Genomic DNA, 14,904 nt, shown 5'->3' with positions numbered 1-14,904 from the left:
ACCGCGTCTGCAACTCGAGAGCTGCACAGCCGGTCCAACAAGAGTTGGCGCTTATGCCTAGTGAGTCCCGTTTCGTCAAGCGCCGAGACCGAGTCACAGCGGGCTTTATTCAGGAAAGTCGACCGAACCCGCCCGACGATCCGATCGGCGCCCAAAACCCCCCGGTTTGAGCCGTTTGCACGCCCTCGCGCGCTGACCTTGCACCACGCCGCCGCTCCGGGACACGACCGTACCCAGCCCAAACACCATACGCCTTTATATAGGGCCTTCAGCGCGCGAACCGGATCAGCCCTCAGCACAAGGGGCAGCGGCCCCCTGGAACATCCTATCCATCAAGGCACCCCACGCGTAGGCGACATCGCCAACTAACTGTGTTATTTGCGCATCATTGTTCGTGTCATAAACGCCACAATACTCATAAGCTTCCGTTCTACGGGCGTTTGAGTGTGACTTGCCGGACCCACTCCCTTAGCGGACCGCCCGGGTCGCGAGTTGATGCGACCGACTAAGGATAAGAAAATGAAAGCTACCCTCCTCGCCACGGCCGCTGTCGCCGTCTTTGCTGCTGCTCCCGCCATGGCCCAAGACGCCATCGGCTCGGTCGGCCTGGGCTACGTCCACACGGATTACGACGGCTACAAGGATGACGGCGCCGCCATCAATGGCTCGGTCGCCACTTCGGCCTTCGGTGACTGGACTGTAACCTTCGACGGCTCGCTGAGCTATTCGGACGAGAACGACTACCTGGGCGACACGACCAGCGCTCTGGGCGCGCACGTCAGCCGTATCGTCAACGACATCCGCGTCGGCGGTTTCGTCTCGGTCCAGAACAACGAGATCCTCGACATGGCCTCGGTCGGCGCCGAAGCTCAGAAGACCTTCCAGCAAGCCACCCTGACCGGCTCGGTCTCGTACAGCGACGCCGCTGGTGCAGAAGCCTGGAACGTCGGCGTCGACGGCGCCTACTACCCGATGGACAACCTTCGTCTGAACGCCACGATCGGCTTCGGCGATTTCGACGCTTCGGGCGCTCACATCGACGCCTGGACCTACATCGCCGGCGCAGAATACCAGTTCACCTCGACGCCCTATAGCGTCTTCGCCAGCTATGAACTGACCGAGATCGACGACATCAACCTCGACGTCGAAACCTTCAAGATCGGCTTCCGCTACAACTTCGGTGGCAGCCTGCAGGCTCAAGACCGCTCGGGCGCCAACATCGGCCGCGCAACGCTCGCACCGATCGGCGTCCTCGGCTTCTAGGCCGCCTAGGTTCAGTCAAGACGAGGCCCCGGCGAAGCGATTCGCCGGGGCCTTTTTTTGTCACCTATCTCTATTGGCCAATGTTCAGGCGGCCCGACCCCATCACGCTCTGGGACACGGCTCCGGACACCGCCTGCACATGAACGTCGCCCGAGCCGACGATGCTGGCTTCGACCGAGGCGACGCGAGCGTTGACGTGGACATCGCCCGATCCGGCAATGCTGGCCTCGACGGCGCCGACGTCCCCTCCCCGCACCGTGACATTGCCGGATCCAGCGATGCTGGCCTCGACCGCCCCGTCGACGCGCGCCACAGTGATATTGCCTGAACCGGCGATGGCGGCTTCCAGATCGCGGGTAGCGCCCGCGGCGATACTGCCCGATCCTGCCAGGCTGACCTCAAGCGCGCCCGATGTCCCTGCCCACATATCTCCGGACCCCGCCAGCGACAGCTCGAGCCGTCCGTCCGTATTGGCCACGGTCCAGTCGCCGCAGCCGGCATTGCCCAGCGAAATGCTGGAAGCGCCGCGCCCCACGGCGCCGAACACCGCACCGCCCTCGATATTGACGTCCACGTCGCGCGGCGTGCGGACAACGATCAGGGGAGCCGCCGACATATTCATGCGACCCTGGCGACGCAGCTGGACCGTTGCGCCCTCGCCGGGTTGCCGGGCCGGACCGGTCGAGCCCTCACAGCTGCGGATGGCGCCACGCCCCAGTTCACCTTCGATGCGAACGTCGTTCCCGCGGCGCGTGACGCGAGGAACCGCCAGGCCAGCGGCGCCCGGTTCGATCTCTACGGCGATGTCAGCGCGGTCTTCGACGATCACCACCATGCGGGCGACGGCGTTCTTGACGTGGACGTCAGGTCCGTCACCGGCGGCTGCAGGCGCTGCAGCAATGGCCAAAAGCGCCAGCGAGGCGGCGGATACGAGAATGGCTTTCATGACGTCGGTTCCTCTCCGAATGTTGGCGGAAAGGTGGCCTGCCTGGCGGCCGATGTCATTTTAACTCCACGTCATGACGCCGATTTAACCTGAGACCACGACTTGGAGCCCGTTAGCCGCGTAGCGCGCCCGCTCCATCCGCGACGCCAATCTCGGGCTCGAAGTCGCGCTGGAAGTCGGACAGCTTGCTCTTGAGCCCGCCTACTCGCTTCAATGCCAGGGACGCGGCCCAGCGCGCGGCCAGTTCCGGCTCGCTCATGCCGTCGGTGAAGCGAGGCCTGCCGCCCCGGCTGCGGATCACGGCATTGGTATAGAGTGCGCCGTTGCGGAACCGCGACCCCCAGGTCTGGAAGTCCATCGATAGGGAGACGCAGAATTTGTCCAGGTTATCGACCCGATGCGGCGCGTACAGCGGCCAGGTCAGGGCCTCGCCCGGCTCCAGGTCCACGACCTGAGCGTCGGTCTCGAAGGCGCGAACATAGGGCAGTTCCTCGGTCGTCTGTCGCGCCACCACCTGTTCCATGTTCCGCTCAGGCAGATGGCGTTCGTCGCCAGGGTAGACGAAGATCCGCTTCCTGCCTCGCAGATGGAACAGCACCACGCCGGCGGCGTCGAAATGATAGGGCACCTTGGCCACCGGGGACGAGATGATCAGCTGACCGGCGTTGGTTACGGCCCGCATTCCGGGATAGGCCGCCTGAATATTGGCGAACTCGGCCATCGACGCAGCCCACAGCTCGGGACAGCCCTTCTCGGCGTTTCTTAGATTGACCCAAAGCCTCCCGGCCTGGATCGCCTCCAGGAGCTTGTCGCCCGACAGCTTGCCTCGAGCACCGGTGCGCAGCGACACCTGACCTTCGTCGTCGTAGTCGTACAGATTGATGTCGAAAAGCTCGGTCGGATAGCGATCCAGCACCTGGGCGAGAGCCTCATCGGTGGCGAACCCCTTCTCCACCAGACGATGCGAATGCTTCTTCGCCTCGGTGATTGGGCCGGGATAGCGGGTCCGGGTTTCCGGCTGCATGACGATGTCTCTCATCCCGTCACCTCGGGCTGGGCCATGCGCGTGGCCGCGCGGTCGGCGCCCTTGTGCAGGGCCACCTGGGCCGCGGCGACAGCCCCCTTGAAACGGTTCATCGGCGTGGTCTCGCAAGCCTCGATGGCCGCCCAGCGACGCCGCACGCTGGTCCTCAAGCGGTCGCCGCGCGCCTTGCCCGCCGTATTCAACAAGCCAACAGCCGCGTTCGAGACACTGAGGCTCAGACCCCGACGCAGCACCACGGCCTCGCCGACGCTCTGTGTGACATTGCAGAAGTATTTCTTGTAGCCCTCGCCGCCGAAGCCGAAGTCGAACACGCGATAGCCATGCTCGGACGCCAGCCGCATCGTGTCCATGCTCAGCAGAATGCCAGGCGAGCAGCGGGCAAGGGACGGCTCATACACCGGGAACCAGAAGTGATAGCGGCCGCCTGCATGCAGCGAATACTCGACCGCAGTCAGCTTGCCGCCCGCCCACATCGCGGCCATCGAGGCGCCGAAGTCATCCTCGCCATGGGCCTGCAGCAGCGCGTGCAGCAGGTCGGCGGTCCAACCACAGTCGAAGATGTCGTGTCGTCCAGTACGCCGATACTGGTCGCGCTTCAGGGCGATCAGCTCGTCCAGCAGCGCGGGATCGCGCAGATTGCGCTCGACCCTCACCTCGCCCAGCTCCGTCGCCAAGCTGCGGCGGGCGCGTTCCTTGTCCTTGAAATACTTGCCCCAGGTCTGGCGGCGTTCAGCATACCAGGCCTCGAAGCCCTCTTCAGGCATCGACACCATCAGGGTCTCGCGCGTCTCGGCATCAGGCGCGTCTCCGACCCAGGCGCCGACCCTCAGACAGGGCGCGTCCAGCAGGCAGGCGACAGTATCCAGATCTGGCGCTTCACCGGGTCGGGCGATGACGCCGTGATAATCGTTCATCGGCGCACCCAGGGGCTGGATCGTCCCGCCACGGCGCTGATGAGGGAAGAAGCCCACGATCTGGTCGCCGCGCCGGAAGATCGCGACGGCGGCGTTCGGACTGATCGAACCCGCGATACGTGTGAACTCGGGTCGGAAATAGGGACTGGCCAGATCGGGATTGGAGGCGACCATTTCCCGCCACATCGCCACGTCTGCAACGCTCAGCGCATCCGGCTTGACGATCTCGACCTGCAGTATTCCGGCCATGCGGCGCTCCGAAGCGGACCGGCCACGCGCCGATTCCTGGGGCCAACCTGCCCCGCCTCCTGTTTCAGGACGGTTTAGCGGGATGGTGAACGGATCCTTGCGGGAGCTTCCGCCGCGACGGAGCGTTGCCGTGAACGTCTCCACCATGGATAATCAGGAACGCCCGATGACCCAGCCCACCACCCCCAATCGCCCCAAGGATCGCGCGACCGAGAACGAGAACCTGCGTCCCGACGCGGATGGTCAACCGCCCCGCCCTGCAACCGAACCCGCCGGGTCCGAGGGCTCCAGCAATTCCGGCGAAACCGCCACCGATCCCGCGACCGGAGAAGAAAACTGAGACGCAGCACTTTTCTGCTGACCGCCCTTGTGGGTTTCGGGGCCGGCGCTCTTCTGGCCGCCGTCGCCGGATCGGCTCGCGCCCAAGCCGTGTCGCCCTCGGCGAGCGAACCCGTGATCCCCCTGCCGTCGGAAGCCCCGGCCTTGGACGCGCCAGCCTGTCCAGTCAGCAGCGACAGTCTGGTGCTGGCCGGGGACGGTCTGCTGCGAAGCCGCATGGCGGTTGAAGCGGGTCACTTGACCATCCTCGCCATCGGCTCGTCCAGCATTGAGGGCATTGGCGCCAGTCGGGTGGAGTTCGGCTTCGTTCCCCTGCTGCAGGCAGACCTGCAACAGCGGCTAACCGATATCTCCGTCACCGTGATCAACCGGGGACGTGGCGGCGAGACGGCCTGGGAGACCGCCAACCGTCTCGAAGCGGAAATCGCGGCCTACAAACCGGACCTGGTCATCTGGCAGATCGGCACGAATGACATCCTGCGCGCCCGGCCATGGAGCGCGATCGTCTCGGACCTGCATCGCGGATCGGCCATCTTGGGCCAAGCAGGGGTGGACGTTCTGCTGGTCGATCCCCAGCGCCTGCCCGAAGACGCCAACAATGTGAATTTCGGCCAGATGAACGCTCCTCTGGCAGAGACCGCCCGCCTCATCGCCCTGGAGGGAAGCCGCATCGGTTATGCCGTGCAGCGTCGGTTCGAGGCCATGCGCGGCTGGGATCGTCTCACACGCGGCGGCGTCGGCCCCGACGGCCTGCATCTGAATGATGAGGGTTATGCCTGCTGGGCTGCCCTGACCGCCGAAACCCTCGCTCAAGCCCTCCGGCCGGACGCAACTTCGAAGACCTCGAAACAACCTTAGGTTAACTCGTAGCGATTATCTTCCCTGATAACGGGAGGATATTTTGATACGCAAGGCGATGAGGACGGCACAGAACTATGCGCCCTGGCTGCGCGAGCCCAAGAACCTCGCCTATCATTCTGTTCGCCAGACGTTCGGCCTTGTCCATGATCGGGACTTCCGCTTCATCGCGCGGCTGCCGGCGCGACACGACGACCTGTTCCTGGATATTGGAGCCAATCGCGGCCAGAGCATCCTGTCGATGCGCCACTATCGGCCTGATGTGCCTATCGTCTCGTTCGAGCCTGACCCAGCCATGTTCCGCTGGCTTGTACGGCGTTTTGGATCGCGAACGGGTCTGAGACTGATCAACGTCGGCCTGGGCGAGACCGAAGGTGCAAGGGTGCTGCACACACCCACCTATCGCGGCTTCGCCTACGACGGTCTGGCGACGTTCTCACGCGAGACGGCCAGCCTTTATCTCTCGGACAAGACCCTGTTCGGCTTCGATCCCGAGCGCCTGGCGATCGCAGAACAGATCTGCCTGACACGCCCCCTCGACAGCTTCAACCTGAGGCCCACTCTCATCAAGATCGACGTAGAGGGTTGCGAGCACGAGGTCCTGCAGGGCGCCGTCGAGACCCTGAGGACGCATACGCCGGTTCTGTTGATTGAGCGGTTCTATGACAACCCGTCTGTCACCGACCTTCTCGACAAGCTCGGCTATGTCGAGGTGCGCCTACGCAGCGGGAGTTTCGAGGCGGGTGCGACGACACGCGAAAACATGATCTGCATGACGCTCGCTACCCTGACATCGGTCCGGGCTTCAGGCGCGCAACCTCGATCTGGACGGAAGATATGAGCCTGTTCCGCCGCCTCCGAAAGCTGGCTGCTGAGCCCGCCTTCCGCGCCGATCCTGCCCGCGTTGTCTGGCGTGCCGGGATTTTGACCGGCTCGGCGGCCTTTCGTCGGCGACCTGTGTTTTCGTTGACCCGCTTTGGCGAACGCCTCAGACCCCCGCTAGGCCTACGCTACACGGCGGTCACCGCTTTCCTGCTGCGCGATTGGGTCGAGCCCGAGTTACGCGAGTTGGACCAGTTGCTCAGGCCCGGTGATGTCTTCATCGACGTGGGCGCCAATATCGGCCTCTACAGTCTGAAAGGCGCGCGGCTCGTTGGGCAGGCTGGCCGTGTCCTGGCGCTCGAGCCCGGCCGAGAGGCCTTCGACCACCTTACCGACAACCTCCTCCTCAACGCCTTCACATGGGTCGAGCCCCTCAGGCTCGCAGCGTCCGACCGCAACGGAACGGCCGTTCTGCACCATGTGCCCTTGGGCCATGACCCTCAGGCCTTCTCATTGGTGCCAAACGAACGCGCGATTGACGGCGAGCAGGTCGAAACCATCACGCTGGACCGCTTGACCACGATCAAGGCGCTTTCGCGCATCGACCTGATCAAAATCGACGTCGAGGGCGCCGAGCCCATGGTGATCGCGGGGGCTCGCGACGTACTGGCCCGCCTGCGCCCGGCCATTCTGTTTGAATGCAACGCTCATTTGAACGCCGGAGGCCAAGGCGGAGCGGCGGGCGAGGCCTGGGATTTGCTGGCGGAGTGCGGCTATCGCTTTCTGCGCCTGCGCGACGGGGCTTTCGTGCCGATCAGCCAGCCGCCCGAGGACTTCTGCAACCTGCTGGCCGTCCATAAACTGAGACAGACGGCCCTCGGCTAGACCGGCTCGCCCGCACGCTGGCGGAGCTGCGGGATACGTCGCCGCACCGCCAAGGCCAGGCTGATCGCTCCCAGCATCCATGTTCCCGAACTGACCAAAGCCGCCCCAACCGGCCCCGCGATCGGGATGACGAGCACACACAGACAGGTGCACAGCGCCAACTGCCACAGGCTCAGCGTCCTCAGCACCCGCCCCTCCCCCGCCATGGCCAGGATAAGGTCTTGTGACGGCAATAGGCAGAACACCAATTGCCCTGCCAGCAGGATCAACAGCACCGGAACTCCAGCCGCTGGATCAACACCCAGCGCATTGAGCAAGGGCGCGGCTCCTACGGCCAGCGCCAGGATCAGCGGCAGACCGATACTGGCGGATGCCAGCCGGTTGCGGTCATCCTCCCGGCGCAGCGCTGCCCACTGGCCCAGCCGGTAATGACGAGCATAGGCCGGCGCCGCCATCGCACCGAGACTGAGCACTACGGTCGCCACCAGCATCGACAGTCTGTTGCACAGGCTGAACACGCTGACAGAAGTCGGATCGGCGAACGCGCCCAGCAACAGCACCGGTACGCTCAGCAGCGCGGCCTGCGCCGTCTCCACCACGAACAGCGGCATGGCGCTGACCCTCAGGCTGGGCAGCGGCGCATGTTGTAACGCACTCTCAACACGCGGTCGCTTGATCTCGGCCAGCAGAACCGCACCTCCCAAGACCACACATCCAGCATAGGCCAAGGCATAGGTCGTCAACAGGCCGTCCAGGGACCTTACGCCGAACACCATGGCGATCAGGCACACGAGAGGAGTCAGGGCGTTCATCACCACCTGGGCGGCGACGCTGCGCTCCAACCCGATCAGGACGTAGGCCATAGCATAGGCCGTGTTCTGGATGGGCACGATCAGGGCGATCAGCCACAGCACGGGTTCGAGGTCGGCGCGGCTCAGCACCTCGCGGGCCACGACAGGCCCGATCGTGGCCAGAAGGATCGCCGCTCCCGTGCTTGCGGCCAGAACCACCAGTCCGCCTCGCAAGGCCGTGTCGAGCGCGTCCCGGGGCCGTCCGATACCCAGTTCCGCCGCAACATGGCGGGTCAACGGCTTTTCCAGCCCCAACCGCCCCAAAGTCCCGACAATGTGGACCAGGCTCAGGGCCAGAAAGAAACGCCCCGCGTCATGCCCTCCCAGGCCCCGGGCCGCCAGGGCGTAGAGACCAAACTTTGCACCCGCCTCCAGGCCGCGCGCGCCCAGCGAGGTCCCAATATCGAACAGACGCCGACGTGACGGTCCTGCCCGCAGAACCCTGCCGATCCGACCTCGCCATGGTTGCATCTCGTTTACCATCAAATGCTACCTATGCGGGCGTCAAGGCCGGACCTGATGTTTGATCGAGAGAGCAACAACTGGAATCTCTTATTGATATTAATGATGTTTCAAAGCCGACAAGCAATCTCGAGCTGCGCGGATCATTCTCCATGAGGATCGGCCTGATACACGCACTATACAATCTTAAGACGATTTTAGGCTGTCTTGGACTCGGACTGGCTCTGGGATTGTTTGCGGCCCTGATCACCCCACCGACGTACACCGCCGAAACATCGTTGCTCCTCCGGGTCGGGGCAGCCGAAGCGTCGCAGGATGGCCTGGGCGAACCTCGACCGTATCAGGGTGAAGAGGCGGTCGACCGCGCGCTGCAGTCCGATGTGGCCATCATCCGCAGTCAGCCCGTCATCACCGACGCCCTCGACCGGATGTCGCCCGAACCGCCTTCGACCGGTCTTCGCAACCGGGTCGACAGGGTCCTGAGGGCCAGAGCGGAGCGCCGAACCCTGGAACGATTCAATCGTGACCTGTCGGTCGGTGTGAAGCCCCGCTCCAGCGTGATCCGCATCGCCTTCACCAGCCCTGACCGCGAGCGCGCCCTGGCGGCGGTCGAGGCCGTATCGGCGGCCTACGTCGCCCGCCGCAGCCTTCTCTACCTGAACGGTGGCGGCGGCAGGCAGGATGGCCAGATCGAGCATTACGCCGCGATGCTTGACGCGACCGAGGCGGAAATCCAGCGCGTCCGTCTCGACTACGACGTGCTCGACATCACCAAGGATGTCGCCCTGACCTCGGACAGGCTGGACGGTTTAACCGGCCGAATGGCCCAGGCCCGCGAACGCCTTTCGGTCGTCGGCGCCGAGCTCATCGCCACCGACCGCACCCTCAGCCGCGAGCCAGCGCGCGTGTTGGACAGCCAGGAACGCACCAACGCCACACCGAATGACGAGGCCCGCAATACGCTGCTGCGTCTTCGCCAGGAGCGCACCCATGTCGCGGCCCAGTATGCCGCCGACTGGCCCGGCCTGATCGAGCTAGACGCCAAGATCGCCTCTGCCCAAACCCAGATCGCCGAAAACAACCTGGATATCCGCAGCAGCGAACGCACCGTTCGCAACCCCGTCATCAGTGAACTCGCTTCGCGCCGGGCCGGTCTGGCGATCGAGCGGGACGCGGTCTCGCGCCAGGCCGCCGAACTGGCCGCCCAGGTCGAAGCGGTGCGGCAGCGGGCCAACCAGCTGCGCGAGGCGGATATGCGGCTGCATGATCTGGAACGCAGTCGCGCGGCTTCCGAAACCATTTACCGCGCCCTGCTGGTCAGCCGCGCCGGGTCCAGGATCGAGGACCAGGCTCTCGATGACCACTCCACCAGCCTACGTGTCGTGCAGCCTCCGACTGCGCCGCTGCGGGGACGCAGTGTTCGGCCGGCGCTGGCGCTGGCGGGATTGTTGCTGGGCATCGCCGCCGCCATCGTCGCCGTCACGGTCGCCACCGTGCTGCGCCAGACCTTCATCACCCCGGATGAGGCGGAACGGGCTCTGCGCGTGCCGCGCTTCATGGATTTCGACGCGCACGAAAGCGCTTGGCGGTCCCTGGCGGGGTCGAAGGCCGCAGATCGCCTGGCCGACCGGCTGGCCGACGTTCGCATCGACGCCCAGCCCGTCCGGATCGTGCAGATTCTCGGGGAGGACCCGACGTCCAGGGCGCGACTGGCCCTGGCCCTGGCGCGCGCCATGGCTCGACGCGGCGAAGGTCAGGTGCTGCTGATCGATGGCGACATGGCCGACCGCTATCGAGCGTCCGCATCACCCCAGAACCTTCGTCGGCTACCGACTGGCCCCGGCCATCTGGATGTTGCTCAAATGGGCGAGCCGGCCCTGTGGGCAGCGGTCGCGCCCGGGACATCGTCGATTGGCGACGCCAGATCCTCCATCGAGGATCTGGGGCGGACCATGATCCTGCTTCGAAACGCCTTCGCTCGCGTCATCATCGCCGCCGATGGTCCCTTCGACAGCCCGGCGGCCCTCAGACGACATTCCGTCGCCGACGCCAACCTGCTGATGATCACGGCAGAGGTCACGCGCGGGCCGGTAGCCGCTCGGATGCGCGACACGGTCCTGAGCGCAGGTGGCGACCTATTGGGCTTCCTCTTCATCCAAAGGCGGCGCTACATCCCGGAGGCGATCTACCGATGGCTTTGAAACCCTTGCTGCTGGGGCTCGCGCTCCTGGCGTTCGGCGGATGCGGCTCTATCCAGCCCGTCGAGCGCGAACCGACCGGGTTCGCCCCATGGTCTTCTGCAGCGCCGGCCTATCGCCTGGGTGCTGGCGACCGGGTCCGCGTCGATTTTCTGATGACACCCGAGATGAGCCAGGACGCCGTGGTCGAACCCGACGGCGCCATAAACCTGCGCGCAGGTGGCCGGATCTCCGCTCAGGGCCTGACCACGGCCCGACTCGAAAACGACATCCGCCACGCCGCCGGCCGCACCCTGAGAACGCCCGTCGTCACCCTGGCGGTGACCGAGGCGCGGTCGGCCCGGGTCATCGTCGGGGGCGCCGTCGCCCGGCCAGGAGCCTATCCCCTTCCAGCCCGGCCGTCGCCGCTGGAGGCCGTGATGCTGGCGGGCGGGTTCTCGCCCGAAAGCCGTGTCGACCAGGTGATCATCATCCGCCAGCGCGATGGCGCGCCGCCCATGCTCAGAACTGTCGACCTTCGTCGCTTCCTGTCTGACGGCGCGACCTCGGAAGCCATTCTCCTGGCGTCAGAAGACATCGTCTTCGTTCCCCGCAGTCGAGTGGCCGAGGTCAATCTGTGGATCGACCAGCACATCGACCGGATGCTGCCGTTCAACCGCTCCGTCTCGATCACCAATGTCACCGAGGGTCTGCGATGAGCGAAATCGCCCTGCCCCGCCGCAACTTCCTGGGCATTACCTTCACCCCGCTGGACCTGGAGGACGCCGTTCGCCGCATCGTCGCGCGCGAACCGGCATCGCCCTTTGCCTATGTCGTCACCCCAAACGCCCAGCATGTCGTGGCGGCGTATCGTGGCGACGTCCGCTTTCGGCAAGGCCAAGCCGGCGCCTGGATGACGCTGAACGACAGCCGGATCCTGCGCCTGCTGTCGCGCCGGCTGTGGGGCGTCGAGTTGCCATTGGCGGTGGGCAGCGATCTGGTGGCGCGGTTGTTCGAGGTTGGCATGGCGCCGGACACGCCCATCGTCGTCATCGGCGGTGACCCGCGGCTGGAGGTTCAGTTGCGCGAGCGTTTCGGCCTGCGCGCCATCGCGCGGCACGAACCATCGTTCGGGTTCTATCGCGATGAAATCCAGATTGAAGCCTGCCTGGACTTCATCCGCACCCACCCTGCCCGCTATATCTTCTTGGTCGTAGGGGCCCCGCAGTCGGAAATCCTGGCTCGGCGGCTGGTCGGTTCGCCCGGGCTGACCGGCGTGGCGCTGTGCGTCGGTAGCGCGCTGAACTTCCTGACCGGCCGCATCCGCCGCGCGCCGCTGGTGATCCGCGTCGCCAATCTGGAATGGGCCTACCGTCTGGCCCAGCGCCCCATCGGTCACTTCCGCCGCGTCTTCATCGAATCCCTCCCAATTTTGTGGATCGCGCTGAAGGAGAAGGCGGCGCACCCGCGCTCGACGTGACCGATCCCTGCGCGCCAGGTCGCATCATAGGCGCCTCAACGGTCGCGGCCGCGTCAGCGCGTCGACCGCCAGCCACGACCGTGAGAACCGCAGCCCTGCTGATCGGACTGCCGCTGTTTGTCGGCAGCTTCCAATATGTGATCGACGCGCCGCCCGCCTATCTTCTGTCCAAGGCCTGGCCGGTCCTGACCGCGCCGCTGGCGATCTGGGCGGCTCTGCGTCTCAGCCCGTGCTTCTTGCCCCTGCTGTTGGGCGCCTGTGCCTGGCTGATGGCGTTCGCCGCCTTCATCAGTGTCGCCCAGTTGGGCAATGACGCCGTCGGCGCCCTGGCCGCCTCGGTCAAGATATGGCCCCTGAGCGGCGCACTCGGCGGCCTGGCCTGCCTGACGCTGATGAGGCCGACCGACGACGATATGCGCCGCGCCATTTGCATCCTGGCGGCGGCGACTTTCGGTTTTCTGATCGGCGCCTGGGTACTGGCCCCCTCCTCCGCGTTCGAAAAGGGCATCGAGCACACCAAGGTGTTTCTCTCCGACCCCGAGCGCGGCCGGCGAATCAACGCCCCCTCGATGTTCGCTATCCTGGGTCTGTTCGCGTTGAACCGAGCCTTCTGGCGCCGGCCTGCCGTTTGGAAAGCGGCGCTGATGCTGGCCGGGCTGCTGACGCTGATGTTGATCTACAAGCAGAGGGCGCAGATTGCAGGGACTGTCATCGGTCTCGTCCTGGGCGCCGTCCTTAGCATGAAGCGGTGGCGGGCCCCGGCCTTCGCCGCCTTGCTCGCTCTCATCTTGGCGACCGCTGTCCCGGCCTGGCTATGGCTGCAGGACTCGGTGATCGAAAGCCTCGGCGGGTCTCTTTCCATGCGCCAGGAAGAGGCCAGAGCCGCCGTCGCCTTCCTCAACGCCGAGCCCTGGCGCTGGATCACCGGCGTCGGCAGCACGACCCGGATTGGCGAGGTCAGCCTGGGCGACATCGTCGGCATGGACTTTTTCTTCCTCTCCGACCTGGGCTGGCTGGGCGTCGTGTTCGAGTACGGCCTGATCGGCGCCGCGCTGATGCTGGCCCTGCACCTGACGGCGATCCGCCTGTGCTGGAACGCGGCGAGGTCGGGCGCGCCTCTGCAACAGGCGCTGTTCGACTACAGTCTGTTTCTGCTGGTCGTGTCGCCGATCGTCTCGGTCGTCCTATCTCCCGGCGAACTGGCGACCTGTCTGGCCCTGGGCGCATGGTGGGCTGGCGGCTTGCGTCAGAACACGTCCGACCCGGCCATATGCAGAGTGAGGGTTCGCAGGATGATCCGCACATCCAGTTGCAGCGACCAGTTGCGCATATAGTGCAGGTCCAGATCGACGCCCCGCCTCGCCTTGTCCAGCGTGTCGATCCCCCCCCGCATCCCGTTGATCTGGGCCCAGCCGGTGATGCCGGGTCTGACCTGGTGCCGCGCGGCATAGGTGCGGACCAAGTCTGCATAGGGACCGTCCGCGATCCTCATGTTGGCGACATGCGGTCGGGGTCCGACGATCGACATTTCGCCACGCAGAACATTGAACAACTGGGGTAGTTCGTCGATCGAGGTCCGTCGCAGCAATGCGCCGAGCTTGGTCACACGCGGATTGTCCCGGCACGCGACGCCTGCCCCGTCGTCGCCGACCTCCACCGACATCGAACGGAATTTGTAGATGCAGAAGGGCCGCCCGTTGAAGCCGATCCGCTGCTGACGAAACAGGATCGGTCCACCCCCGCTCAGACGGAGAGCCGCGGCGGCGGCCAGCATGACCGGGGCGGCGAGTAACAGCCCCACGGCCGCCACCACATAGTCCTGCACCAGCTTTACCAGTCCCTGAGTGCCCCTGAAGGGATGCCGCGTCAGTTGCAAAGCAGGCAGGCCAGCGATCTGGGTGATCACGCTGGACCGGCTCAGGAAACCGGGGTCGTCCACCGGCGTGACAATGTCTGCCGAGATCCACTGGACCTTCTCACCCAGCTGGAACAGTCGTTCCGTGTCTCGCCAGGGCAACGCCAGGACGATCAGATCTATCCGGCTGTTCTGCGCCAAACGACGCAGGTCGGCGATATTGCCGGTGATTGGTCCCTGTCCAGTCCGCGGCCGATCCGCGGCGCGGTCGTCAAACAGTCCCACGCTTTCGTAGTCGCCCTGTGCCTCAGGACTGCGGATACGGCTGAGGATATGGTCGGCGATGGCTGTGGCCCCGACGATGGCGACCCGTCGCCGCAGAAGCCCCGACCGCCCCAAGGCGTACACGGCCTGATCCGCGAGCGCCCGCTCGATCATGAGGGCCGACGTCAGCGCCAAGAAGCCCGCCATCAGCGCCGTAGCTGACAGTGGAGCCAGCAGCACCTGCCCGGCTGACAGCGCCATGACGGCGCCGAGCATCAACTCCAAAGCCTGCGAAACGGGCCGCCGATAACGTTCGACGCGGTATCCCTCTACGGCGTCGAGCACAGCGACGAAGATCACCGCCGAGACAGCCGTGGCGATCAGCGTCTGCAGCCGGGGCTCGCCAGGGCCGACCGCCCTGATGGTCAGGATCACAGTCGCCGCCACCAACCCGTCGGCGACCCGCACCAACCGATTGATCATGCCGAGGGATA

At 65.4% G+C, this 14,904-nt stretch carries 14 protein-coding genes; 9 read left to right on the top strand and 5 right to left on the bottom strand.

Translation table 11 applies throughout. The annotated features are described in order from the left end of the window. The first annotated feature begins 519 nt into the window (after positions 1 to 519). Positions 520 to 1,263: a hypothetical protein gene (locus tag ACO05L_RS06315; protein ID WP_421731323.1), complete on the top strand. Its 744-nt coding sequence runs from the start codon at positions 520 to 522 to the stop codon at positions 1,261 to 1,263. A 70-nt stretch (positions 1,264 to 1,333) separates the two neighbouring features. Here ACO05L_RS06315 and ACO05L_RS06310 read toward each other — a convergent pair whose 3' ends face one another. The 3 genes from ACO05L_RS06310 to ACO05L_RS06300 all read right to left on the bottom strand — a co-directional run bounded on the left by ACO05L_RS06310 (position 1,334) and on the right by ACO05L_RS06300 (position 4,417). Next, positions 1,334 to 2,209, bottom strand: coding sequence for a GIN domain-containing protein (locus tag ACO05L_RS06310; protein WP_421731322.1), 876 nt, complete (start codon positions 2,207 to 2,209; stop codon positions 1,334 to 1,336). A gap of 112 nt (positions 2,210 to 2,321) precedes the next feature. Continuing rightward, positions 2,322 to 3,248, bottom strand: coding sequence for a cupin-like domain-containing protein (locus tag ACO05L_RS06305; RefSeq protein ID WP_421731321.1), 927 nt, complete (start codon positions 3,246 to 3,248; stop codon positions 2,322 to 2,324). Then, entirely contained in the window at positions 3,245 to 4,417 is a 1,173-nt protein-coding gene (locus ACO05L_RS06300) for a GNAT family N-acetyltransferase (protein WP_421731320.1), read from the bottom strand. The genes ACO05L_RS06305 and ACO05L_RS06300 overlap by 4 nt, the downstream gene beginning before the upstream one ends. A 130-nt stretch (positions 4,418 to 4,547) precedes the next feature. Between ACO05L_RS06300 and ACO05L_RS06295 the strand changes: the two genes are divergently transcribed. The 4 genes from ACO05L_RS06295 to ACO05L_RS06280 all read left to right on the top strand — a co-directional run bounded on the left by ACO05L_RS06295 (position 4,548) and on the right by ACO05L_RS06280 (position 7,321). Further along, a complete protein-coding gene (locus tag ACO05L_RS06295; protein WP_421731319.1) occupies positions 4,548 to 4,757 on the top strand; it encodes a hypothetical protein in 210 nt (69 codons plus the stop codon). Positions 4,758 to 4,786: 29 nt separating this feature from the next. After that, positions 4,787 to 5,614 (top strand): SGNH/GDSL hydrolase family protein, encoded by an 828-nt coding sequence (locus ACO05L_RS06290; protein WP_421731318.1) that lies wholly within the window; start codon positions 4,787 to 4,789, stop codon positions 5,612 to 5,614. Positions 5,615 to 5,672: 58 nt separating this feature from the next. After that, positions 5,673 to 6,455, top strand: a complete 783-nt coding sequence (locus ACO05L_RS06285) for an FkbM family methyltransferase (protein WP_421731317.1) — start codon at positions 5,673 to 5,675, stop codon at positions 6,453 to 6,455. Positions 6,456 to 6,721: 266 nt separating this feature from the next. Continuing rightward, entirely contained in the window at positions 6,722 to 7,321 is a 600-nt protein-coding gene (locus ACO05L_RS06280) for an FkbM family methyltransferase (protein WP_421731316.1), read from the top strand. On the opposite strand, the gene ACO05L_RS06275 is transcribed toward ACO05L_RS06280, so the two are convergent. Continuing rightward, positions 7,318 to 8,643 (bottom strand): lipopolysaccharide biosynthesis protein, encoded by a 1,326-nt coding sequence (locus tag ACO05L_RS06275; protein WP_421731315.1) that lies wholly within the window; start codon positions 8,641 to 8,643, stop codon positions 7,318 to 7,320. The genes ACO05L_RS06280 and ACO05L_RS06275 overlap by 4 nt on opposite strands. A 269-nt stretch (positions 8,644 to 8,912) precedes the next feature. On the opposite strand from ACO05L_RS06275, the gene ACO05L_RS06270 reads away from it, so the two are divergent. The 4 genes from ACO05L_RS06270 to ACO05L_RS06255 all read left to right on the top strand — a co-directional run bounded on the left by ACO05L_RS06270 (position 8,913) and on the right by ACO05L_RS06255 (position 13,625). Beyond that, positions 8,913 to 10,835, top strand: a complete 1,923-nt coding sequence (locus tag ACO05L_RS06270) for a hypothetical protein (RefSeq protein ID WP_421731314.1) — start codon at positions 8,913 to 8,915, stop codon at positions 10,833 to 10,835. Next, positions 10,826 to 11,530 (top strand): polysaccharide biosynthesis/export family protein, encoded by a 705-nt coding sequence (locus ACO05L_RS06265; RefSeq protein WP_421731313.1) that lies wholly within the window; start codon positions 10,826 to 10,828, stop codon positions 11,528 to 11,530. Before ACO05L_RS06270 ends, ACO05L_RS06265 begins: the two co-directional genes overlap by 10 nt. Further along, positions 11,527 to 12,291 carry a WecB/TagA/CpsF family glycosyltransferase gene (locus ACO05L_RS06260; RefSeq protein WP_421731312.1) on the top strand — a complete coding sequence of 255 codons (765 nt, stop codon included), beginning with the start codon at positions 11,527 to 11,529 and terminating at the stop codon, positions 12,289 to 12,291. Before ACO05L_RS06265 ends, ACO05L_RS06260 begins: the two co-directional genes overlap by 4 nt. Before the next feature lie 80 nt (positions 12,292 to 12,371). Continuing rightward, positions 12,372 to 13,625 (top strand): hypothetical protein, encoded by a 1,254-nt coding sequence (locus ACO05L_RS06255; RefSeq protein WP_421731311.1) that lies wholly within the window; start codon positions 12,372 to 12,374, stop codon positions 13,623 to 13,625. Here ACO05L_RS06255 and ACO05L_RS06250 read toward each other — a convergent pair. Further along, positions 13,538 to 14,893 carry an exopolysaccharide biosynthesis polyprenyl glycosylphosphotransferase gene (locus ACO05L_RS06250; RefSeq protein WP_421731310.1) on the bottom strand — a complete coding sequence of 452 codons (1,356 nt, stop codon included), beginning with the start codon at positions 14,891 to 14,893 and terminating at the stop codon, positions 13,538 to 13,540. The two genes, ACO05L_RS06255 and ACO05L_RS06250, sit on opposite strands and share 88 nt — an antisense overlap. Positions 14,894 to 14,904 lie beyond the last annotated feature (11 nt).

Source organism: Brevundimonas sp. (assembly GCF_965227765.1).
GTDB lineage: Bacteria > Pseudomonadota > Alphaproteobacteria > Caulobacterales > Caulobacteraceae > Brevundimonas.
Note: the sequence above shows the minus strand (reverse complement) of the source record. Positions and strands in the feature narration are given on the sequence as shown.